This window comes from Blastochloris tepida (assembly GCF_003966715.1).
Classification (GTDB): domain Bacteria; phylum Pseudomonadota; class Alphaproteobacteria; order Rhizobiales; family Xanthobacteraceae; genus Blastochloris; species Blastochloris tepida.
Genome location: NZ_AP018907.1, coordinates 2,080,332 through 2,102,353 on the forward strand (window position 1 = coordinate 2,080,332; position 22,022 = coordinate 2,102,353).

The following is a 22,022-nucleotide window of genomic DNA, read 5'->3' on the forward strand; positions in this document are numbered from 1 at the left end:
TTCAGGTCAGGCAGCCTTCCCTTGCCTGTTAGCTAGAGCGCCCACCACGGTCTGCCAGACGCCGATCGCGCGATCGATTTCCGCTTCCGTGGTGGCGGGGCCCACGGAAAAACGCAAGGTGGACCCGGCCAATTCCGGAAAGCCCATGGCCGCGACCACCGGCGATGCAGCCACCTTGCCAGATGAGCAGGCCGAGCCCGCCGAGATGGCGACGCCGTTCAGATCAAAGGCGATCACCGCGGTCTCGGCGGCGAGCCCCGCCAGGGCTACCGCCAGCGTGTTCGGCAGGCGCGGCGCCTCGGCGCCCAATTCGACAGCAAATGGCGCAATCCTGTGCAGCCCCTCAGCGAGGCGGGTCCGCAGCCCGGACATCCGCGCGGCCGCCGCCGGCAGGCTGGCCACCGCCGCGGCCGCTGCTGCGCCGAAGCCGGCGATGGCCGGCACCGCCTCGGTACCGGCTCGCACGCCGCGTTCCTGGCCGCCGCCGGCGATCAGCGGCGCCGCGAGATGGCTGATGCGCGGCCCCAGCACCAGCGCCCCCGCCCCCTTGGGGCCGCCGGCCTTGTGGCTGGACAGCGTCACCAGGTCGGCATCGAGGGCGCGGACATCCAGCGGAATCCGGCCCAGCGCCTGCACCGCATCGACATGAACAAGCCCGCCCGCGGCATGGACACGCTCGGCAATGCCCGCAACCGGCTGGATGACCCCGGTCTCGTTGTTGGCGAGCATCACCGACACCAGCGGCCGGCGGCAGCCCTTTTCGGCAAGGCGCGCCAGTGCGCCCTCGACCGCTGCGACCTCGACCACGCCCGCCCGGTCGACCGCGGCAGTCTCGACCGGCAGCGCTCCAAAGCGGTGGCCGCGCAGAACCGAGGGGTGCTCGATCGCCGAGACCACCAGCCCATCGCGCGGGGCGGCGTCATCGGCGGTCTCGATCGCAGGCGTGAGCGCCAGGGCATTGGCCTCGGTGGCACCGGAGGTGAAGACGATCTGGCGCGGGGTGGCGCCGACGGCGGCTGCGACCTCGGCGCGGGCGCGCTCGACCAAAGCGCGGGCCTCGCGGCCCTCCGCATGGACGGACGAGGGATTGCCGGCGTCGAGGGCAGCCAGCACCGCCGCCCTTGCCGCCTCATGCAGCGGCGCCGTGGCATTCCAGTCGAGATAGGCCCGCTCGGCCACCTGGGTTGTCGCTCCGTCGCTGGCGTGTTCGAAAAGCTTGAAATCCGAGTCCGATCTGCCTTACAGGAGTAGCAGGTCCCGAGCCATCTGTGCACGCCATGCGGCGCCGCGCGGGTTGAGTTTAGAACTATTCTAAACAATAGGATTTCGGCCGGTCTACGTCAAGAGAATGGGGCTCCCGCCGGCCCGCACTGCCGGGCTGAGCCGGCTTCCGTTCAAGGTTCCTTGCACATGCCTGAAGTGGTGTTCGCCGGTCCGGCCGGCCGTATCGAAGGCCGGTTTCATCCTGCCAAATCCCGCAGTGCGCCGATCGCGGTGGTGCTTCATCCCCACCCGCAATTCGGCGGGACGATGAACAACCCGGTCGTCTACCAGCTCTATTACCTGTTCGCCGAGCGGGGCATGAGCGTGCTGCGGTTCAATTTCCGCGGCGTCGGCCGCTCGCAGGGCTCGTTCGACCACGGCCAGGGCGAGCTGTCGGACGCGGCCTCCGCCCTCGATTGGGTGCAGTCGATCAATCCCGACGCGCGCACCTGCTGGATCGCCGGCGTGTCGTTCGGCTCGTGGATCGGCATGCAGCTCTTGATGCGCCGGCCGGAGGTCGAGGGCTTCATCTCGATCGCCGCCATGGCCAACATCTACGACTTCTCCTTCCTCGCCCCCTGCCCGTCCTCGGGCCTGTTCGTCCATGGCGAGAAGGACTCGGTGACGCCGGTCACCGCGGTGCAGGGCCTCGTCGAGAAGCTCAAGACCCAGAAGGGCATCGTCATCGAGCAGAAGGTGATTCCCGGTGCCAATCACTTTTTCGAGGGCAAGGTCGAGGAGCTGATCGGCACGGTCGGCGACTATCTCGACCGGCGCATCGCCGCCAAGCGCGAGAAATAGGCGCCGGCAGGACGTATTCTCCTGTCCGGTGGGCTCCCGGCGTTGCGATGTCCGTAATCTACGGCCGCACCACCACGCCGCCGGTCATCGGCACCGGCACGCCGGTGGTCGAGGGATAAGACAGCGGCAGCCCGTCGAGCGCGCGCACGGCGAGGAAGGCGAACGCCTGCGCCTCCAGATGATCGCCCGACCACCCCACCCGCTCGGCCACCTCGACGCGGGCCGGCGCCAGCCGCTCGGCCAGCATGCGCATCAGCGTCGGGTTGCGGGCGCCGCCGCCGGCAACGATCCAGCATTTCGGCGGGCGCTTCAGGTGCGGCACGATGCGCGCCACCGCGGCGGCGGTGAAGGCGGTGAGCGTCGCCGCCCCGTCCTCCAGGCTCGCGCGGTCGAGCCCGCCATGAACCTTGGCCGCGGCCTTGAAGGCGTTGCGGTCGAGCGACTTGGGCGGCGGCAGCGTGAAGAAGCGCATGCCGAGCAGCCGGCGCACCGCGTCCTCGTCCACCTTGCCGGCCGCCGCCAGCTCGCCGCCGGCATCCATCGCCGCGCCGGTGCGGCTGGCGACGAAATCGTCGATCAGCGCATTGCCGGGCCCGACGTCGCAGGCGACCGGGTCGGCCTCGCCGTCGATCACCGTGACATTGGCCACGCCGCCGATATTGAGCACCGCCAGCGGCTGCGGCCGGTGCAGCACGCCGGCCATGGCGCGGTGGAACACCGGCACGAAGGGCGCACCCTGGCCGCCGCCGACGACGTCGGCGGCGCGGAAGTCGTAGACCACCGGCACATTCAGCCGCCGCGCCAGCGCCAGCCCGTCGCCGAGCTGCACGGTCAGCCCCACCTCGGGCCGGTGCAGCACGGTCTGACCATGGAAGCCGACCACATCGACCGGCGGCGCGGCGAAGCTGCCGCCGTCGAGCGGCATCCAGCTGCGGTTGGCCTCGCGCCACGCCTCCACCGCCTCGGCATTGGCGTTGGTGACGATGGCCTCGGCCTCGGCCAGCACGCCCGGACGGGCGGTGCGTTCGGCGAGGATTTCTGCATCGTCAAGCGCCGCCCGCAGCACGGCGCGCTCGGCCCCCGTGAACGGGCGGTAGCCGGTCGGGCCGAACGCCAGAATGCGCTCGCCGTCGGTGGCGAGATAGGCGACGTCAACGCCATCGAGCGAGGTCCCGCTCATCAGGCCAAGCGCTCCGCGGACTTTCAAGGCCGGCATTTCCCGTTGAATCCCCCTCCGGGCCTGTTACACCCACCCGGTCCGCCGAACCACTGCTGAGCGATGATGACCACCTACACCAGCGATTTCCTGCACGTCCTGTCGACCCGCGGCTTCATCAACCAGATTTCCGACCCGTCCGGCCTCGACCAGGCTGCGCGGGACGGCCGGGTGGTCGCCTATGTCGGCTATGACTGCACCGGCCCCTCGCTGCATGTCGGGCACCTTCTCTCCATCATGATGCTGCACTGGCTGCAGCAGACCGGCCAGAAGCCGATCGCGCTGATGGGCGGCGGCACCACCCGCGTCGGCGACCCCTCCGGCAAGGACGAGGCCCGGCGAATCCTGACCTATGACCAGATCGAGGCCAACAAGGAAAGCCTCAAGACGGTGTTCTCGCGCTTCATCACCTTCGGCGCGGGCCGGAATGACGCGCTGATGATCGACAATGCCGAGTGGCTGGCCTCGCTGAACTACATCGAGTTCCTGCGCGAGGTCGGCCGCCACTTCTCGATCAACCGCATGCTGACCTTCGATTCGGTGAAGATGCGGCTGGAGCGCGAGCAGGAACTGTCGTTCCTGGAGTTCAACTACTCCATCCTGCAGGCCTACGATTTCGTCGAGCTCTACAAGCGCACCGGCTGCATCCTGCAGATGGGCGGCTCCGACCAGTGGGGCAACATCGTCTCGGGCATCGATCTCGGCCGGCGCATGGGCACCTCCCAGCTCTATGCCCTCACCTGCCCGCTGATCACCACCGCCTCGGGCGCCAAGATGGGCAAGACCGCCGAGGGCGCGGTCTGGCTCAACGCCGACATGCGCAGCCCGTACGAATACTGGCAGTTCTGGCGCAACACCGAGGACGCCGACGTGCCGCGCTTCCTCAAGCTGTTCACCATCTTGCCGCTCACCGAGGTCGGCCGGCTGGCTTCGCTCAAGGACGCCGAGATCAACGAGGCGAAGAAGATTCTCGCCACCGAGGCCACCGCCCTGCTGCACGGACGCGAAGCGGCGGAAGCCGCCGCCGAGACCGCGCGCCGCACTTTCGAGGAAGGCGCGCTGGCCGAGACGCTGCCGACCGTCGAGATCGCCGGAAGCCGGCTGGCGGAGGGACTCGGCGTGCTCGCCGCCTTCGTCGAGGCCGGGCTCGTCGCCTCCAACGGCGAGGCGCGCCGCCAAGTCAAAGGCGGCGGGCTCAAGGTCAATGACGTGACGGTGGAGGACGAGCGTGCGGTGCTGGGCGAGAGCGATCTTGCCGGCGGCGGGGTGATCAAGCTGTCGCTCGGCAAGAAGCGCCACGTACTGCTGAAGCCGGTGTAATTTGCTCGCGCGTCGTCGTCCCGGGCAAGCAGCGAAGCTGCGCGACCCGGGACCGTGCGCAGAAAAGACACCCCTTCCGGATGACGATCCCGGCTCTCGGCTTCGCCTCGGCCGGGATGACAGTCTCACCGCACGGGCTCGGCCGCGTCGAGAATCTTGAGCTGCACCCGCTCGCGGGCCTGCCAGCGGTCGAGGCTGAGTGTTCCTGCGACATGCAGGCTCTGGCCGCGTGCGGCCAGGAGCAGCCGGCCGACCGGCTCGTTCGCCACCCGGAAGGCAACCGCGTCGACCGTCGCGCCGTCCGGCGCCCGGAGGCGCGCCCGCAGATGATCGGCGCCGAAGGTCTCGGCATGGGCCACGGTGTGTGCGGGCAGCGCGAACACCGGCTCGGGATTGCCGGCGCCGAACGGGCCGCCGCGCTCGATCGACGCCACCAGTTCGGGACCGGCGCCGCCGGCCGTCAGCGCGCCGTCGATCAGCAGCGCATCGCGCGCCCGTGCCGCCGCCACCTCGCCGGCAAGCCGCTCTTCGAGAAAGGCGCGCAGGGCGCCGAGTTGTTCGCGGGCGATGGTGAGCCCCGCCGCCATGGCGTGGCCGCCGCCCTTCACCGCGATGCCGGCCTCGACCGCCGCCCGCACGGCCTTGCCGAGATCGACGCCTGAGATCGAGCGGCCCGAGCCGGTACCCTGCCCGTTCGCCCCCCAGGCGATGGCGATCGCCGGCCGGCCGAGCTTCTCCTTCAGCCGCGCTGCCACCAGCCCCATCACGCCGGGGTGCCAGCGCTCGGCGGCGACCACCGCCACCGGCGGCCCCTCCTTCAGCCCCATCGCCGCCAGCGCCTCGGCTTCGGCCTCGGCCACGGTCGCCTGCTCGATGGCTTGGCGCTCGGCGTTCAGCCGGTCGAGCTCGGCGGCGATGCGCCGCGCCTCGATGTCGTCGGCGGTGGCGAGCAGCCGGGCGCCGAGCCCGGCATCGCCGATGCGGCCGCCGGCATTGATGCGCGGCCCCAACAGGAAGCCAAGGTGCCAGGGCTTGGGCGGCCCTTCCAACCGCGCCACGTCCATCAGCGCGACAAGGCCCGGCCGGCTGCGCCGCCGCATGGCGAGAAGCCCCTTGGCGACATAGGCGCGGTTGAGCCCCTTGAGCGGCACCACGTCGGCCACCGTGCCGAGCGCCACCAGATCGACGAGGCCGATCAGATCGGGCTCCGGCCGCGCCGCGCTCCAGAAGCCGGACTGGCGCAGCACCCGCGCGGTGGCGATCACGGTCAGGAACACCAGCCCGACCGCGGCGAGGTGGCCGAGGCCGGAAAGATCGTCGTCGCGGTTGGGATTGACGATGGCTGCGGCCGGCGGCAGCGCGCCGGCCACCTGATGGTGGTCGATCACCACCACGTCGAGGCCGAGCTTTCGCGCCTCTTCGAGGGGCTCCAGGCTGGTGGTGCCGCAATCGACGGTGACGAGCAGCGTCACCCCGCGCGCGGCGAGGCGGCGGATCGCCTCGGCATTCGGCCCGTAGCCCTCGAACAGCCGGTCGGGAATGTGGACGAGGGGATAGAGCCCGGCGGCCCGCAGGAACAGCGTCAGCAACGCGGCACTTGCCGCGCCATCGACGTCATAGTCGCCGAACACCGCCACCGTCTCGCCCCTCCGGCAGGCCGCGGCGAGGCGCGCAGCCGCCGCCGCCATGTCGGTGACGGTGTCGGGGTCGGGCATCAGGTTGCGGAGCGACGGGTCGAGGTGATCCTCCACCTCGTCGAGGCCGACGCCGCGCCCGGCCAGCACGCGGGCCAACAGATCGGGCAGGCCATGGCGCTGGGCGATCGCCAGCGCCGTCGCCTCGCCGGTGGCGTTCAGCCGCGCCTGCCACGGCCGTCCGGCGGCCGAGCAGGTGACGTTGAGAAAGGCACGGCGGGACGATGGCAGCTCAGTCATTCCGTATCGCTGGCGCGCCGCCGTTCATCCTGTCTTCCCGGGCGAGCAAAGCGAGCCGGGATCGCGTGCAGAAGCAGAAAGAGCCGCTTCCTGCGGACGGTCCCGGCTCGCGCGGCTGCCGCCGCTTGGCCGGGACGACGCCAACCGAAGTTGCCGCTCAATCCAGATGGAACTTATCGAGCTGGCGGTGCTCGGCATAGATGAAGCGGGTGGTGCCGGTGGCGGAGCGGTAGACCACCGTCTCGGTCTCGATCAGATTGCCGCGGAACTTGACGCCGCGCAGCACCGGGCCGTCGGTGACGCCGGTGGCCGCCACCAGACAGTCGCCGCGAACCATCTCGTGGGCTTCGTACTTCTTGTGCGGATCGGTGACGCCCATGCGCTCGGCGCGTTCGCGCTTGGCCTCGGTATCGAGCACCAGCCGGCCCTGCATCTGGCCGCCGATGCAGCGCAGCGCGGCGGCAGCGATGACGCCCTCGGGTGCCGCGCCGGTGCCGATATAGAGGTCGACGCCGGAGTCCGGCTTGGCGGTCGCCACCACGCCGGCCACGTCGCCGTCCGAGATCAGGTGAACCGACACCCCGGTGCGGCGCAGGGTGTTGATCAGTTCGGCGTGGCGCGGCCGGTCGAGCACCAGCGCGGTCAGTTCGCTGGGCTGCACGCCTTTGGCCTTGGCCAAAGAGTGGACGTTCTCTTCCGGCGACATGTCGAGATCGACCGTGCCGACCGGATAGCCCGGGCCGATGGCGATCTTGTCCATATAGACGTCGGGCGCGGCGAGCAGGGTGCCGTCCTCGGCCATGGCGATCACCGCGATGGCGCCGGGCGTGTTCTTGGCGCACATCGTGGTGCCTTCCAGCGGATCGACGGCGATGTCGACCTTGGGGCCGTGGCCGATGCCCACGGTTTCGCCGATGAACAGCATCGGCGCCTCGTCGCGCTCGCCCTCGCCGATACGCACGGTGCCGCGGATCGACAGCCGGTTGAGTTCGCGGCGCATGGCGTCCACCGCCGCCTGGTCGGCCGCCTTCTCATTGCCGCGGCCTCGCCATCGGGCGGCCGACACCGCGGCGCGCTCGGTGACGCGGACAAGTTCGAGGGTCAGGATGCGTTCGAGAACCGGACTGGGCTTCAAGAGCGTCACCGGTCCGGCACTCGCACTCGCCGCACTCGCACTCATACTTGCAGTCGCAGACGTAGGCATGGCGCTGAACCCCTCGCTTGGCGTCAATTCTGCTCGATCCGAATGACTTGGGGCGAGCCGACGACGACGCCGTCCCGCTCGATGGCAGCGAGCGCGCGGCGGACGGCGTCCTCGCTGGTCGCATAGGTGATCAGGACCACCGGAACCGGCGCGTCCGCGGAGGCCTGCGCCTCCCCGCGCGACCCGCGCCGCCGCTGCACGATGGATTCCAGAGAGATCATCTCGTCCGCCATGCGGCGGGCGATGGTCGCCGCGGTGCCGGGCTTGTCGACGGCGGCGAGCCGTATGTAGTAGCCGCCGGCATGGTGCTGCATCGGCGCGCGCCGCGGGCGCACCAGCCGGTCGACCGAGCGGCCGAACGGGGCGATGCGGTCGCCGCGGGCGATATCGCACAGGTCCGACACCACCGCCGAGGCGGTGGCCGGCCCGCCGGCGCCCGGCCCGATCAGCGTCAGCGACACCGCGTCGCCGTCGATCTTGACGGCGTTGGTGACGCCGCCGACCTGGGCCAGCGGCGACTCCTTCGGCACCATCGTCGGGTGGACGCGCTGCTCGATGCCCGAGTCGGTGCGCACCGCCACGCCGAGCAGCTTGACCCGGTAGCCGAGCTCGTCGGCCATCTCCAGATCGGCCAGCGAGATCGAGCGGACGCCCTCGACATAGACCGCGTCGCAGTCGATCTCGGTGCCGAAGGCGAGCGAAGTGAGGATGGCCAGCTTGTGGGCGGTGTCGAAGCCGTCGATGTCGAAGGCCGGGTTGGCCTCGGCATAGCCCAGGCGCTGGGCCTCCTTCAGGCAGTCCTCGAACGACAGCTTCTCGTCCAGCATCCGGGTGAGAATGTAGTTGCAGGTGCCGTTGAGGATGCCCCACACTCGGTCGATACGGTTGGCGACCAATCCCTCGCGCAGGGTCTTGATCACCGGGATACCGCCAGCCACCGCCGCCTCGAAATTGAAGGCGACGTTACGGTCCTCGGCGGCGCGCGCCAGCATCGCGCCATGACGGGCGATCAGCGCCTTGTTGGCGGTGACCACGTGCTTTCCGGACTTCAGCGCGGTCTCGACCGTGGTCTTGGCCGGATCGCCCTCCCCGCCCATCAACTCGACCAGCACGTCGATCTCGGGATCGGCGGCGAGCGCGGTCGGGCTGTCCACCCAGCGCACCGTGGCGAGGTCGAGGTTCTTGTCCCTCACCTCCTTGGCGCAGACGGCGACCAGCTCGACCGGGCGGCCGGCCTTGGCGGCGAGCTTGGCCGCCTTGTCCTGGAGAATGCGAACGACGGACGACCCCACCGTGCCAAGCCCGGCGAGGCCAACCTTGAGAGAACCAGCCATGGAAACGTCCGAATGGAAACGTCCGAAACGATGCAGCCGATCAGGCGCGGGCGGCCAGGGGCACCACGTTGTGCAACGTCTTGTCCGCGGTTTCAAGGAAACGTCGCACGTTTCGCGCGGCTTGGCGAATGCGCTGCTCGTTTTCGACCATGGCGATGCGCACGAAGCCGTCGCCGTGCTCGCCGAAGCCGAGGCCGGGCGCCACCGCCACCTCCGCCTTCTCGATCAGGAGCTTCGAGAACTCGATCGAGCCGAGGCTGCGGAACGGCTCCGGGATCGGCACCCAGGCGAACATCGAGGCCGAGGGCGCCGGGATCTCCCAGCCTGCCCGCGCGAAGCTCTCGACCAGCGCCTCGCGGCGCTTCTTGTAGGTGTCGCGCATCTCGCGGATGCAGTCCTCCGGGCCGTTCAGCGCGGCGGTGGCCGCCACCTGCACCGGCGTGAAGGCGCCATAGTCGAGATAGGACTTCACCCGCCCCAACGCGCCGATCAGCCGCTCATTGCCGACCGCGAAGCCGATGCGCCAGCCGGCCATCGAGAAGGTCTTGGACATCGAGGTGAACTCGACCGTGACGTCCATGGCGCCCGGCACCTGCAGCACCGAGGGCGGCGGGTTGTCGTCGAAATAGACCTCGGCATAAGCGAGGTCCGACAGCACGAAGATGTCGTGCTTCTTCGCGAACGCCACGAGATCCTTGTAGAAATCGAGGCTGGCGACGTGCGCCGTCGGGTTCGACGGATAGCAGACCACGACCGCGATCGGCTTGGGGATCGAGTGGACGATGGCGCGCTCCAGCGCGCCGAAGAAGTCCGGCGTCGGCTCGCACGGCACCGAGCGGATGACGCCGCCGGCCATCAGGAAGCCGAAGGCGTGGATCGGGTAGCTCGGATTCGGCACCAGCACCACGTCGCCCGGCGCGGTGATGGCCTGCGCCATGTTCGCGAAGCCTTCCTTGGAGCCCAGGGTGGCGACGACCTGACGGTCGGGATCGAGCTTCACGCCGAAGCGGCGCCCGTAATAGGCGGCCTGCGCCCGGCGCAGACCGGCAATGCCCTTGGAGGCGGAGTAGCGGTCGGTACGCGGCTTGCCGACCGTCTCCTTCAGCTTCTCGACCACATGGGCCGGAGCCGGCAGGTCGGGGTTGCCCATGCCGAGATCGATGATGTCGACGCCCGCGTTGCGAGCCGCCGCCTTCACGCGGTTCACCTGCTCGAAGACGTAGGGCGGCAGACGGCGGATGCGGTAAAACTCTTCCATAGTCACGGGACAGCTCGACAGGTTGAATCGACTGGATGCGGTGAATACGGCTTATTACCACCGATCGCGACCGAATTCAGGCGAAAAGCCACGCCCTTGTCATTGTTCCGTATCGGTCACTGGTCCGACTCGAGCGAACGCTCGACCGCCTTGCGGCGTGTTGCCGCGAGCCCCTTCAGTTCGGCCTCGGTACGCGCCTGCTCCTCGGCGGTCAGCGGCGGCCGCGGCCGGTCGGGCGGAAGCTCGCCGACATTGGGATAGGCCGGCTGCGGCGTCTTTTCGTCCGGCACGTCATGGAACAGGTCGGAGCTGGCGCAACCGCCGAGCGCCAGCCCGGTTATCGCCACAGCGGCAAGCAATCGACGGCGGTCCATCCCAATCGTCACGATTGTGTCCCCGATCCTCTCGGCGGCAAAGCCCTGGCCGGTTATCATGGCGGAAGCGAGACGACGGCCGAGATCTCAATTACGGCCGGCACAGGGAAACGACCATGGACGAAACCACCAAGATCGACCCGGTCCGGTTCGGCGATGCGCCGATGAATCCGGTCGAGAGCACCAGCGCGCCACCCCCGCCGAAGGCCAAGGCCGCGAAGCCCAACGAGGCTGCGAAGCCCAGCGAGCCCGCCAAGTCAAGCGGGCGGGGTAAGTCAAGCGGGCGGGCCAAATCGGCCAAGCGGGCCAAGCCGGCCGGACAGAGCGAGCCGGCCGGACAGGCCAAACCGGCGAAGGCGACGAAGACGGCGAAGGCACCCAACACGGGCGGGGGCGTCACGCCGGCCGCGGCGACGACCGGGACCGATTCGGGCAAGACCGATTCGGGCAGGTCAAAGCCCGGGAAGACCGGAGCGAGCAAGGCCGGAGCGGGCAAGACCCGGGCGGCGAAAGCCGTGCCGCCGGCGGCCGAGGCGCCGGCACCGGCAAGGCTCAAGACGGCGGAGCCCCGGATCGCCAAACCCGAGCCCGCAAGGACTGAGCCCGCAAAGACCGAATCCTCGAGGCCCGAACCCGCCAAGGCGGGCTCGGCCCATCCGCTGCTGCCGGAGGGGATCGACGGGCGGATCGGCGGCTTCGATCCTGAGGAATTCGCCCGCAATCTCGGCCGGCTGGTCGAGGAGAGCGGCCATGTGATGGCCTCCTACCTCAAGCCGCGCGAGAAGGGCCAGGTCGCCGCCGAATTGACCGAAGAGACGGCCGACATGATCAAGACGCTCGGCCACCTCGCCGAGTACTGGATGGCGGATCCGCAGCGCACGGTGGAGGCCCAGACCCGGCTGATCACCGGCTACATGGATCTGTGGCGCTCCTCGCTGAAGCGGCTGGCCGGCGAACCGGCCGAACCGGCCGTGACGCCCGACCCGCGCGACCTGCGCTTCAAGGACCCCGAATGGTCCTCGAACCAGTTCTTCGACTTCCTCAAGCAGGCCTATCTGATCACCGCCGGCTGGGCCGAGGCGCTGGTCAAGGACGCCAAGGACATCGACGACCGCACCCGCCAGAAGGCGGACTTCTACATGCGCCAGCTCGCGGCGGCGATCTCGCCCTCCAACTTCGTGCTGACCAATCCCGAAGTGCTGCGCGAGACGCTGGCATCCAGCGGTGAAAATCTCGTGCGCGGCATGAAGATGCTGGCCGAGGACATCGAGGCCGGCCGCGGCTCGCTGAAGATCCGCCAGTCCGACCCGTCGCGTTTCGAGGTCGGCAAGAACCTCGCCAACACGCCGGGCAAGGTGATCTTCCAGAACGAGCTGATGCAGCTGATCCAATACTCGCCGGTCACCGAGACGGTGCTGAAGACACCGATCATGATCGTGCCGCCCTGGATCAACAAATACTACGTGCTCGACCTCAACCCGGAGAAGTCCTTCATCCGCTGGTGCGTCGAGAACGGGCTCACGGTGTTCACGATCTCCTGGGTCAATCCGGATTCCCGCCTCGCCCAGAAGGGGTTCGACGACTATGTGACCGAGGGGCCGCTGACCGCGCTCGACATCATCGGCGAGGTGACCGGCGAGGACGGGGTGCACGCCATCGGCTATTGCGTCGGCGGCACGCTGCTGTCGGTGACGCTGGCGCACATGGCGCATCTGGGCGACCGGCGGATCAAGAGCGCGACGCTGTTCACCACCCAGGTCGACTTCACCCATGCCGGCGACCTGAAGATCTTTGTCGACGACGATCAGGTTTCCGCCATCGAGCGTAAGATGGCCGAGCAGGGCTACCTCTCGGGCAACAAGATGGCCATGGCGTTCAACCTGCTGCGGTCGAACGATCTGATCTGGCCCTACGTCGTCAACAATTATCTCAAGGGCAAGGCGCCCTTCCCGTTCGACCTGCTGTACTGGAATTCCGATTCCACGCGCATGCCGGCCGCCAACCACTCCTTCTATCTGCGCAACTGTTACCTCAACAACACCCTGACCAAGGGCAAGATGGTGATGTTCGGCCATGTGCTGAACCTGAAGGACGTCACCATCCCGATCTTCAACCTTGCCACGCGCGAGGATCACATCGCGCCGGCCCGCTCGGCGTTCCTGGGATCGCGCTATTTCGGCGGCAAGGTCGATTTCGTGCTGGCCGGCTCCGGCCACATCGCCGGTGTGGTCAACCCGCCGGCCAAGCAGAAATACCAGTTCTGGACCGGGCCCAAGCCGGCCGGCAGCTACGACACCTGGCTGAAGCACGCCACCGAGCACCCGGGCTCGTGGTGGCCGTACTGGTTGGAGTGGATCCGCAAGCAGGGCAGCACCCCCGTGCCCGCCCGCATCCCCGGCACCGGCAGATATCCGCCGATCGAGGACGCACCGGGCAGCTATGTGAAGATGAAGGATTGAGAGGAGCGCCGGATTGCGGGGCGAGAGTTCGCATCATCATGCAGGTTTCGGTCTCGTGTTCGCCATTCTTCCGCGATCCGGCGTTCCATGTTAGCGTTTTTCGATGACGAAGCTGCTTGATCAGGCCTTGGAAGCGGTGCGGCGGCTCCCGGCGGGAGAGCAGGACGAGATTGCGCGTCTGATGATGCGCTGGGCCTCCGGCCCGGCGGACGCAGGAGATGACGACATCGCTGAACTGGATCGCCGCGCCTGTGCTGCTGCGGCAGGTCCGGTCGTCGCCCATGATGACGTCTCGGCTTGGCTCGCGACCTGGGGCACGCCCGCCTTCAAACCGTGGTCGGAGCGGTGAAGCTCGTCTGGTCGGCGGATGCGCTTGCCGATCTCGACCGGTTCGCGGCCTTTCTTCACGAGCATTATCCTGAGCTTGCTGGACAAATCGCCCACGCCATTCTTGCCGAGACGTCCGTCCTGGTCGACCATCCCGCGCAAGTGGATGAAATCCGACGCTTGGCACCCACAAGTCGGATTTCATCCACAGAATCAATAGTTTGTGGGCCGACTTATCCTGACATTTGCGGATGCAAATGTCAGGGTCGGACCACTAGGGCGGCTGCTTGCGGGCCGTCCCGACCTTCGCGAGATCGTGCTGCGGGTGTTGAACGCCAGCTACATCCTCCAATACCGCTTGGAGGGTGACCGCATCATCATGTTGCGCGCGTTCCACGGCCGTGAGCGCCGCTGAAGGCCTGCCACGCCGATGCGGCGAACGGCCCGATCGGCCGGAAGGGACCTCATCCATCCGGCATTTCGGGCTTGCCCTGACTTGACGCTACGGGCGATATGACCGGGGGCACCCGGGCGGCGACGCCGGCCGGCAGATGAGGTTTGCGCCCTGGACATGAGGCCCATGCGAAATCGGGGCCGAGCCGTCCGGGCTGCGAACCTTGCCCCCCCCAGGACAGGACGAGCACGACAGTACGAGCAAGACAGGACGAGGATGCCGCACGACACCCCGCTGATCGCCACCATTGTCGCCGGCCTTGGGCTGGCCTTCCTGTTCGGCGCGGTGGTGCAGAGGTTCAAGGTGCCGCCACTGGTCGGATATCTCCTTGCCGGCGTCGCGGTCGGGCCGTTCACGCCGGGCTATGTCGCCGACCAGAAGCTGGCGACGGAACTGGCCGAGATCGGCGTCATCCTGCTGATGTTCGGCGTCGGCCTGCATTTCTCGCTCAGAGACCTTCTGTCGGTGCGGGCCATCGCGCTGCCCGGTGCCATCGTGCAGATCGCGGTTGCGACGGTGTTCGGGCTCGCGCTCGCGCTCGGCTTGGGCTGGACGGTGGGCGGCGGACTGGTGTTCGGGCTTGCGCTGTCCGTGGCCTCCACGGTGGTGCTGCTGCGGGCGATCCAGGAACGCCACCTGATGGAGACCGAGCGCGGGCGCATCGCGGTCGGCTGGCTGATCGTCGAGGATCTGGCGATGGTGCTGGCGCTGGTGCTGCTGCCGGCCGTCGCGCCGCTGCTCGGCGGCAGCACCGAGCAGCTGGCCTCCGATCCGCTCGCGGCCCGCTTCGGCCTCGGGCTTGGCGGCGTGCTGGCGCTCACCGTCGTCAAGGTCGGCCTGTTCGTCGGCGTCATGCTGGTGGTGGGGCGGCGCGTCATCCCCTGGCTGCTGCATTACATCGCCCACACCGGCTCGCGCGAGCTGTTCCGGCTGGCGGTGCTGGCGATCGCGCTGTGCGTGGCGTTCGGCGCGGCCAAGCTGTTCGGCGTGTCGCTGGCGCTGGGGGCGTTCTTCGCCGGCATGATCCTGAGCGAATCGCCGCTCAGCCAGCGCGCCGCCCAGGAGACCCTGCCGCTGCGCGACGCCTTCGCGGTGCTTTTCTTCGTGTCGGTCGGCATGCTGTTCGACCCGCTCAGCATCATTCGCGAGCCCTGGCCGATGCTGGCGACGCTGTTGATCATCATCGTCGGCAAGTCGGCGGCGGCCTTTGTCATCGTGCGCGCCTTCGGCCATCCCACCGCCACCGCGCTGACCATCTCCGCCAGCCTCGCCCAGATCGGCGAATTCTCGTTCATCCTCGCCGAGCTCGGGGTCAAGCTGAAGCTGCTGCCGGTCGAGGGCCTCGGCCTGATCCTGGCCGGCGCCATCCTGTCGATCCTGCTCAACCCGCTGATCTTCGCCGTCATCGACCGGCTGAACCAGCGCCTCCTCAAGCGGGAGGACGAAGCCCCCGCTGCGCCGGGCGAGCCGGCCGCGCCGCCCAAGCCGCGCACCGACGCCACCACGCTCACCGGCCACACCATCCTGGTCGGCTATGGCCGGGTCGGCCGGCTGATCGGCGATGCGCTGGCCAAGGACCACCAGCCGTTCCTGGTGATCGAGGCCTCGGACGACCTGATCGCCAAGCTGCAGCAGGCGAACATCGACACGATCGCCGGCAATGCCGCCCAGCCCGAGGTGCTGAAGGCGGCGAACTTCGATCAGGCGAAGTTCGTGATCATCGCCATCCCGGAAGCGTTCGAGGCCGGACAGGTGATCCGGCAGGCGCGTGCCGCCAATCCGACGGTGCAGATCATCGCCCGCGCCCACCGCGACGACGAGGTCGAGCATATGATCGGGCTCGGCGCCGACGTGGTGATCATGGGCGAGCGGGAGATCGCCCGCGGCATGATCGACACGTTCAACGCCCGGCAACAGGGTGCGCCCGCCGGCCAGCCGGCGGGGTGAACGCGGCCTGCTCCATTCCTTCGGTTTCCGGCTGATCAAGCCGGAAACCGTGTCAGGGAAACAGTGCGATCTGCTCCAGCCCGGCGGTCTCGGGGAAGCCCAGCATCAGATTGGCGTTCTGGATCGCCTGACCGGAAGCGCCCTTCACCAGATTGTCCAGCACCGAGACGATGATGGCGGCGCCTTCCCGACGGTCCTCGGCGACGCCGATCATCGCCATGTTAGAGCCGCGCACATGGCGCGTCTGCGGCATGTCGCCATAGGGCAGCACGTGGACGAACGGCTCCCTGTCATAGGCCTCGGCGAGGATCGAGCGCAGGTCGCGCGCCGTGCGGTCCTTGCGCAGCCGCACATAGATGGTGGCGAGGATGCCGCGATTCATCGGCACGAGGTGGGGCGTGAAGGTGGCGATCACGTCCTGGCCGGCAGCCTTGGAGAATTCCTGGTCGAGCTCGGCCATGTGGCGGTGGCGGGCGATGCCATAGGCGTTGAAGCCCTCGGAGACCTCCGAGAACAGCATCGCCTCCTTGGCCGAGCGGCCGGCGCCGGTCATGCCGGACTTGGCGTCGATGATGATCTCGTCGGGCTCGATCGCCTTGCGCTTGAGCAGCGGGATCAGCGGCAGCTCGCAGGTGGTGGTGTAGCAGCCGGGATTGGCGACCAGCCGCGCGCCCTTGATCTCCTTGCGGTAGATCTCGACGAGACCATAGACCGCCTCGCTCTGCAGCGACAACGCCTGATGCGGGTGGCCGTACCACGTCTCGTAGGCGGCGGGGTCGTCGAGCCGGAAGTCGGCCGACAGATCCACCACGCGGGTGGCCGGCGCGGTGTCCAGCAGCTCCTTCAGCACCAGCTGGGTGGTGCCGTGCGGCAGCGCGCAGAACACCAGATCGAGCGCCAGCGACCGCCAGTCGAGCCCCTCAATCGCCACCAGCTTGGGCAGATCGAACGGCGCGAACTGCGGGAACACGTCGGCCATCGCCTGCCCGGCCTTGCGGTCGGCGGTCAGCACGGCGAGTTCGAAATGGGGATGGCGCAGGCCGAGCCGCACCAGCTCGGCGCCGGTGTAGCCGGACGCGCCAAGAATGCCGATCCTGGCCTTCTTCACCATGGGCTTTCTCCTTGCCGCGCACATCGGCCGAACGCCGAACGCTGTCAAGGCTGGCTTTTGCGGCACGTTCGGCCGGCCAGATCAAAAGCGGCCTGCCTCATCCAATTTCAGGAGATCACGTTTCAGGAGATCCACGGCGTGACCTTGGACGCAGGCTCGCCGACTATCCCGGTTCGAGACTGAGCTTTCGGCACCCGGAAAACGACACTCCCGCTTGATCAGCCAAAATCCACGTCGACCAGCGAGTAGCTTGTGCTTCGCCCTCCCCCTGGATCCCGGGCCAGGATCCCCCGTTCCACCAGATCATTGATGTCCCGCAGAGCCGTGTCGGCCGAGCATTTTTCGATGACGGCCCATTTGGAGGATGTGAGCTTTCCGTCGAACCCGTCGAGCAGACGGTTCAGCATGTCTCGCTGCCGATCGTTGAAGGTTCGGTCTGCATGCATCTCCCAAAACCGCGCTTTCGCCAGAACGTGCGCAAGAATGGTTTCAGTGCTGTCGAAGGCACGTGACAGGCAAGCCAGAAACCATGTCAGCCATACGGTGATGTCAATGTCACCTTTCTGTGCTGCTTCAAGATTATCGTAGTACGTCCTGCGCTCCCGGCGAATCTGCGCCGACATGCTGTAGAAGCGTTGCGAGCTGTGCTCGGAGCGCGCAAGCTGCATGTCCGCGATGGCGCGCGCGATACGTCCGTTGCCATCTTCGAACGGATGGATGGTCACGAACCAAAGGTGTGCGATGCCGGCCTTGAGGACGGGATCGACAGGAACGGGATCCGTGCCTGGCTCGCGGTTGAACCAGGCCAGAAAGCCTGCCATCTCCATTGCGATGCGCGTTGCCTTCGGCGCCTCAAAGTGTACGCGCTCGCGCCCCAACGGCCCCGAAACCACCTGCATCGGTCCCGATCTGTCATCGCGCCACATGCCGACCGCGATCCTGCGCATGCCGCTGCGCCCAGTCGGGAACAGCGCTGCGTGCCAACCGAACAGCCGTTCGCTGGTCAGCGCGTGGCGGTAGTTCTGGGTTGCGTCGAGGGTCATCTCGACAACCCCCTCCACGTCGCGATCCGTCGGCACGAGCCCGCCAACGTCCAGGCCCAGACGACGGGCGACAGATGAGCGAACCTGATTGCGGTCGAGGATTTCGCCCTCAATCTCACTGGATTTGAGAACATCCTCGGTGAGCGTACGCAGCATGGCTTCACTGCGCAGGGAAAAGCCGAGTTCCTCCATTTGGCCGATCAGCCTGCCCTGGCGGAAGCGTACGGCGGCAAGTGTGTCTGCCACTGCCGTCTGGTCCCAGCGGAACATCGGCCAGCCGGGCAGTTCGTGGATATAAGGCATATTCTCCGCACCCGTTGCGGCGATTGTGCTCGGTCTTCACCGCTCGCACAACGCTATTCTCCGCATTTTATGCGGAGAATAGGCCGTCCATTCTCCGCACGGCCCCGCCTACACGTCCGCCACCAGCGCGCTGCCGAGGCCGCCGGCCGCGGCGATGGCGGCAAGGCCGGTGGCGCCGGGGCGCTCGCGCTGCAGCTCGTGCCATAGCCTTACCGCGAGAATCGCACCGGAGGCGCCGATCGGGTGGCCGCGGGCCAGCGCGCCGCCGGAGCGGTTGACGATCCCCGCATCGAGCCCGATGCCGTCGATGCAGGCCATCGCCTGCACCGCGAACGCCTCCATGATCTCGGCCGTGGCGAGGTCGCCCACCCTACGACCCGCGCGCTCCAGCGCGGCGCGGGCGGCCGCGATCGGCGCGAGGCCGGGCCGGACCGGGTCGCCGCCGCACCGCGCCCCGGCCAAAATACGCAGCGGCCGGCCCGGAAGCCTGAACGCGCCGAGCCGGCATTCGCTCGCCACCAGCACCGCGGCCGCCGCATCGGCCTCGACCGCGACTGTGGCCACTGTGACGGCATGGGCGCCCTCGCCCGCCAGCGGCTTCAGCCGGGCGGCAGCGGCCGGCGTCAGCGCGCGGGTGAAGGCGTCGCGCCCAAGATCCGCCACCGCCACGATCTCGCCGGCCGCCGAGCCGGCAAGCGCCTTGCGGTGGCTCTCGACCGCGAACGCCTCCTGCGCCGCGCGCGGGAAGCCGAGTTCGGCCGCAAGCGCTGCCGCGGCCGGGATCATGTCGGGGTCGCGCTCGGGCCAGGGCGTGAAGGGCGGTCGGTCATAGGCCACCGGCACCTCGCCCGGCCCGCGCGGCCGGTGCTGGCGGATCGGCGCCCGGCTGAAGCTCTCGACGCCCCCCGCGACGATCACGTCCGCCGCGCCCGCTTCGACGCGCTCGGCGGCCAGCAGGATGGCGTCGAGCCCGGCGCAGCATTGGCTGTCGAGCGTCAGCGCCGGCACGGTCTCGGGGATGCCGGCGGCGAGTGCGGCGCGGCGCGCCGGATTGCCGCCGCCATAGAGGGCGTTGCCGAGGATGACGTCTTCGACCGCGTCCGGCGCCAGCCCGGCATCGGCCAGCACGGCGGCGATCACCCGGCGCGCGAGGTCGTGCGGCTCGATTTGCGCGAACGCGCCGCCGCGCGGGGCGACCGCGGTGCGGCGGGCGGCGACGATGACGGCGCTCATGCCAGCGCCGCGCAGGCGCCGGCCTGCCACGCCCGCGCCACGCCGGCGAAATCGGTCTTGCCGGAGGCGGTGTGCGGCCACTCGGCCAGGACCGCGACGTGGCGGGGAACCTTCGACGCCGGCAAATGGGCGCGGGCGAACGCCATCAGTTCGGCCGCTGTCGGCGGCTGGCCGGCCGGCTTGATGATCGCCTGCAGGCGGGTGCCGCGCTTGGCATCAGCGACGCCCAGCACTGCCGCTTCGGCGATATCCGGATGGCGGCGCAGCACCGCCTCGATCTCCTCCGGATGGATGTTGCGGCCCGAGGAAATGATCATGCGGTCGGCGCGGCCGACGAGGTGCAGGAAGCCCCCGGCATCGAAAAACCCCATGTCGCCGACCGATAGGGCCTCCCCTTCCCGCCTCAGCGCCGGCTCCTCGCCGGTGGCATATTCCAGGAAGCATAGAGCGCTCCGCACGTACACCCGCCCGGTGCGCCCCACCGGCAGGCGGCGGCCGGAGGCATCGCGGATCGTCACCTCGACGCCGGGAAACGGCCGGCCGACTGAATCGGCCGGCGCGCTCTCATCGGCATAGGCGACGAAGCTCAGTTCGGACGCGCCATAGAACTCGGCAAACGCGGCGTTCGGAAACAGCCGCTTGAGGCGCGCCGTCTCGGACGGCGGCCATTTGGCGCCGGAGGACAGCACCCGCGTCACCCGCTTGATCGGCCCCTGCCCGGCGCGCTCGGCGGCCTCGATCAGCATCAGAAGCTGGGTCGGTACGGCATAGAGGACGCGCACGTCCTCGCGCTCGATCGCGGCAAGCGCGGCGCGGGCCGAGAAGCGCGGCCCGAACACCACCTTGGCGCCGGCATGGAGCCCGCGCACCACGGCATAGAGAAACAGCGAGTGCACCAGCGCGCCCGGCGCCAGCACGGTGCCGGTATGGTCGAGCCCGAACACCTCGGCCTCACCCGCGATGCTGGCGATCCAGGACGCCTGGCTGCGGCGAAACCCCTTGGGAATCCCGGTCGAGCCCGAGGTGAAGCCGACATAGAATGGCAGGTCCGGCGACGGCTCGGCCAGCGGAGGCGGATCGGCCGGTGCGCCCAGCGCGTCGGATACTTGCGCGAACGGGATGTCCAGATCGAGGCCGGCGACGGTCCAGGCCGGCTTCAGCCGCTCGGTGACACGGCGCGCCGTCGCCTCCGGCCAGCCGGGGTCGAAAACCTGCGCCTCGCGGCCGGCGCGGCAGGCGGCGAGCACCAGCAGCACCAGCGCCGGCGAATTGGGCAGGCTGAGCGCCACGCCCTGCCCGGCCGGCACCCGGGAGGTGATGAGTGCTTCAAGGCGCGTCACCGCCCTGTCCAGATCGGCCCATTTGAGGCGGTCATCGCCGAAGACCAGCGCGGTTTCGCCGGGCCGCAGCCGCCCGTGCACCACCAGCGGCGCAGTGAGGCTCATGCGCGGCGCCGCTCCGCAAGCAGCCCGATATAGTGCATGGCGATGGCCGAGGCGGCGATGGCGGTGATGTCGGCGTGGTCGTAGGGGGGCGACACCTCCACCACGTCCATGCCGCGCCAGTCGATCGGCCCGAGCGCCCGCAGCACCGTCAGCGCCTCGCGGCTGGTGAGGCCGCCGGCCACCGGCGTGCCGGTGCCGGGCGCGAAGGCGGGGTCGAGCGCGTCGATGTCGAAGGACAGATAGGCCGGCCCGCCGCCGACCCGCTGACGGATGCGCTCGATCGTGCCCTTCACGCCGATCTCGGCGAAGGTGTAGGCGTCGATGATGTCGAGGTCGCAGGTGGCCGGCGCCACGGTGCGCACGCCGATCTGGATCGAGCGGGCAGGATCGACCAGCCCCTCGGCAACCGCGCGAGCGGTGACGCTGCCATGGTCGATGCGGGCGGCGTCCTTGGCGTGCCAGGTATCCTGGTGTGCGTCGAACTGCACCAGCGCCAGCGGTCCGTGCCGGGTGGCGTGGGCGCGCAACAGGCCGAGCGTGATCGAATGGTCGCCGCCGAGCGTGACGAGCTGAGCGCCGGAGGCGAGAATCTCGCCGGCCTGGGCGGCGATCTCCTCGGTGGCGGCTGCCGGACGGCCGTAATCGAGCGCGCAATCGCCCCAATCGACCACGGTCAGCCGCTCATAGGGGTCGAGGCCGAACGGATATTGCGGGTCGCCGTCGAAGATCGCCGAGGCACGGCGGATCGCCTGCGGTCCGAAACGCGCGCCCGGCCGGTTGGAAGTGGCGGCATCGAACGGTACGCCCCACACCACTACGTCAACGCCCTGGATCTGGCGGCTGTAGCGGCGGCGCATGAAGGACAGCACGCCGCCATAGGTCGGCTCGGGCGAGCCGCCGGTCAGCGGGCCGAAGACGGCGTTGTCGGTGGGACGGCGGGCGGGGCTCATGGCGCAACTCTAGCCGGTCGGTGGGCGCGCGTCAGCCTCGTGCCGG

At 68.9% G+C, this 22,022-nt stretch carries 17 protein-coding genes; 5 read left to right on the forward strand and 12 right to left on the reverse strand.

The window, feature by feature from the left end; all coding sequences use genetic code 11:
• Window positions 1-6: 6 nt before the first annotated feature.
• Window positions 7-1,179, reverse strand: a complete 1,173-nt coding sequence (locus tag BLTE_RS09585) for a cysteine desulfurase family protein (RefSeq protein ID WP_126399783.1) — start codon at window positions 1,177-1,179, stop codon at window positions 7-9.
• 231 nt (window positions 1,180-1,410) lie between these two features.
• Between BLTE_RS09585 and BLTE_RS09590 the strand changes: the two genes are divergently transcribed.
• A complete protein-coding gene (locus tag BLTE_RS09590) occupies window positions 1,411-2,064 on the forward strand; it encodes an alpha/beta hydrolase (RefSeq protein ID WP_126399786.1) in 654 nt (217 codons plus the stop codon).
• A gap of 58 nt (window positions 2,065-2,122) precedes the next feature.
• On the opposite strand, the gene BLTE_RS09595 is transcribed toward BLTE_RS09590, so the two are convergent.
• On the reverse strand, window positions 2,123-3,244 hold the full coding sequence (locus tag BLTE_RS09595) for an anhydro-N-acetylmuramic acid kinase (RefSeq protein WP_244599944.1): 1,122 nt from the start codon (window positions 3,242-3,244) through the stop codon (window positions 2,123-2,125).
• Window positions 3,245-3,346: 102 nt separating this feature from the next.
• Here BLTE_RS09595 and tyrS point away from each other — a divergent pair, with 102 nt between their 5' ends.
• On the forward strand, window positions 3,347-4,600 hold the full coding sequence (tyrS, locus tag BLTE_RS09600; protein WP_126399792.1) for a tyrosine--tRNA ligase: 1,254 nt from the start codon (window positions 3,347-3,349) through the stop codon (window positions 4,598-4,600).
• 125 nt (window positions 4,601-4,725) lie between these two features.
• Here the strand turns inward: tyrS and recJ are convergent, their stop codons facing one another.
• The 5 genes from recJ to BLTE_RS09625 form a co-directional block, all read right to left on the reverse strand.
• Entirely contained in the window at window positions 4,726-6,534 is a 1,809-nt protein-coding gene (recJ, locus tag BLTE_RS09605) for a single-stranded-DNA-specific exonuclease RecJ (RefSeq protein WP_126399795.1), read from the reverse strand.
• 157 nt (window positions 6,535-6,691) lie between these two features.
• Complete coding sequence (glpX, locus tag BLTE_RS09610) at window positions 6,692-7,669, reverse strand: class II fructose-bisphosphatase (protein WP_425290269.1); 978 nt, start codon at window positions 7,667-7,669, stop codon at window positions 6,692-6,694.
• 92 nt (window positions 7,670-7,761) lie between these two features.
• Window positions 7,762-9,072: a homoserine dehydrogenase gene (locus BLTE_RS09615; RefSeq protein ID WP_126399801.1), complete on the reverse strand. Its 1,311-nt coding sequence runs from the start codon at window positions 9,070-9,072 to the stop codon at window positions 7,762-7,764.
• 40 nt (window positions 9,073-9,112) lie between these two features.
• Complete coding sequence (locus BLTE_RS09620) at window positions 9,113-10,330, reverse strand: LL-diaminopimelate aminotransferase (RefSeq protein ID WP_126402137.1); 1,218 nt, start codon at window positions 10,328-10,330, stop codon at window positions 9,113-9,115.
• Between the two features lie 116 nt (window positions 10,331-10,446).
• Window positions 10,447-10,716 carry a hypothetical protein gene (locus BLTE_RS09625; protein WP_126399803.1) on the reverse strand — a complete coding sequence of 90 codons (270 nt, stop codon included), beginning with the start codon at window positions 10,714-10,716 and terminating at the stop codon, window positions 10,447-10,449.
• Between the two features lie 647 nt (window positions 10,717-11,363).
• On the opposite strand from BLTE_RS09625, the gene BLTE_RS09630 reads away from it, so the two are divergent.
• The 3 genes from BLTE_RS09630 (at window position 11,364) to ybaL (ending at window position 15,891) form a co-directional block, all read left to right on the forward strand.
• Entirely contained in the window at window positions 11,364-13,163 is a 1,800-nt protein-coding gene (locus tag BLTE_RS09630) for a PHA/PHB synthase family protein (RefSeq protein ID WP_244600216.1), read from the forward strand.
• 103 nt (window positions 13,164-13,266) lie between these two features.
• The gene (locus tag BLTE_RS09635) at window positions 13,267-13,512 is read left to right on the forward strand and encodes a hypothetical protein (protein ID WP_126399806.1); all 246 of its coding nucleotides are present in this window, start codon (window positions 13,267-13,269) and stop codon (window positions 13,510-13,512) included.
• 648 nt (window positions 13,513-14,160) lie between these two features.
• On the forward strand, window positions 14,161-15,891 hold the full coding sequence (gene ybaL, locus BLTE_RS09640) for a YbaL family putative K(+) efflux transporter (protein ID WP_126399809.1): 1,731 nt from the start codon (window positions 14,161-14,163) through the stop codon (window positions 15,889-15,891).
• 52 nt (window positions 15,892-15,943) lie between these two features.
• On the opposite strand, the gene argC is transcribed toward ybaL, so the two are convergent.
• The 5 genes from argC to speB all read right to left on the reverse strand — a co-directional run bounded on the left by argC (window position 15,944) and on the right by speB (window position 21,976).
• On the reverse strand, window positions 15,944-17,002 hold the full coding sequence (gene argC / locus BLTE_RS09645; RefSeq protein WP_126399812.1) for an N-acetyl-gamma-glutamyl-phosphate reductase: 1,059 nt from the start codon (window positions 17,000-17,002) through the stop codon (window positions 15,944-15,946).
• 218 nt (window positions 17,003-17,220) lie between these two features.
• Window positions 17,221-18,348, reverse strand: a complete 1,128-nt coding sequence (locus BLTE_RS09650) for a Fic family protein (RefSeq protein ID WP_126399814.1) — start codon at window positions 18,346-18,348, stop codon at window positions 17,221-17,223.
• 108 nt (window positions 18,349-18,456) lie between these two features.
• Window positions 18,457-19,581, reverse strand: a complete 1,125-nt coding sequence (locus tag BLTE_RS09655; protein WP_126399817.1) for a thiolase family protein — start codon at window positions 19,579-19,581, stop codon at window positions 18,457-18,459.
• Window positions 19,578-21,026, reverse strand: a complete 1,449-nt coding sequence (locus tag BLTE_RS09660; RefSeq protein WP_126399820.1) for an AMP-binding protein — start codon at window positions 21,024-21,026, stop codon at window positions 19,578-19,580. The genes BLTE_RS09655 and BLTE_RS09660 overlap by 4 nt, the downstream gene beginning before the upstream one ends.
• Window positions 21,023-21,976, reverse strand: coding sequence for an agmatinase (speB, locus tag BLTE_RS09665; protein ID WP_126399823.1), 954 nt, complete (start codon window positions 21,974-21,976; stop codon window positions 21,023-21,025). The genes BLTE_RS09660 and speB overlap by 4 nt, the downstream gene beginning before the upstream one ends.
• Window positions 21,977-22,022 lie beyond the last annotated feature (46 nt).

What these genes read in the sequence shown, in the direction of transcription:
- BLTE_RS09590 (WP_126399786.1), top strand. Translation starts at nt 1,411, where the DNA reads ATGCCTGAAGTGGTGTTCGCCGGTCCGGCCGGCCGTATCGAAGGCCGG.
- BLTE_RS09595 (WP_244599944.1), bottom strand. Translation starts at nt 3,244, where the DNA reads ATGAGCGGGACCTCGCTCGATGGCGTTGACGTCGCCTATCTCGCCACC.
- tyrS (WP_126399792.1), top strand. Translation starts at nt 3,347, where the DNA reads ATGACCACCTACACCAGCGATTTCCTGCACGTCCTGTCGACCCGCGGC.
- recJ (WP_126399795.1), bottom strand. Translation starts at nt 6,534, where the DNA reads ATGACTGAGCTGCCATCGTCCCGCCGTGCCTTTCTCAACGTCACCTGC.
- BLTE_RS09615 (WP_126399801.1), bottom strand. Translation starts at nt 9,072, where the DNA reads ATGGCTGGTTCTCTCAAGGTTGGCCTCGCCGGGCTTGGCACGGTGGGG.
- BLTE_RS09620 (WP_126402137.1), bottom strand. Translation starts at nt 10,330, where the DNA reads ATGGAAGAGTTTTACCGCATCCGCCGTCTGCCGCCCTACGTCTTCGAG.
- BLTE_RS09635 (WP_126399806.1), top strand. Translation starts at nt 13,267, where the DNA reads ATGACGAAGCTGCTTGATCAGGCCTTGGAAGCGGTGCGGCGGCTCCCG.
- ybaL (WP_126399809.1), top strand. Translation starts at nt 14,161, where the DNA reads ATGCCGCACGACACCCCGCTGATCGCCACCATTGTCGCCGGCCTTGGG.
- argC (WP_126399812.1), bottom strand. Translation starts at nt 17,002, where the DNA reads ATGGTGAAGAAGGCCAGGATCGGCATTCTTGGCGCGTCCGGCTACACC.
- BLTE_RS09650 (WP_126399814.1), bottom strand. Translation starts at nt 18,348, where the DNA reads ATGCCTTATATCCACGAACTGCCCGGCTGGCCGATGTTCCGCTGGGAC.
- BLTE_RS09655 (WP_126399817.1), bottom strand. Translation starts at nt 19,581, where the DNA reads ATGAGCGCCGTCATCGTCGCCGCCCGCCGCACCGCGGTCGCCCCGCGC.
- BLTE_RS09660 (WP_126399820.1), bottom strand. Translation starts at nt 21,026, where the DNA reads ATGAGCCTCACTGCGCCGCTGGTGGTGCACGGGCGGCTGCGGCCCGGC.
- speB (WP_126399823.1), bottom strand. Translation starts at nt 21,976, where the DNA reads ATGAGCCCCGCCCGCCGTCCCACCGACAACGCCGTCTTCGGCCCGCTG.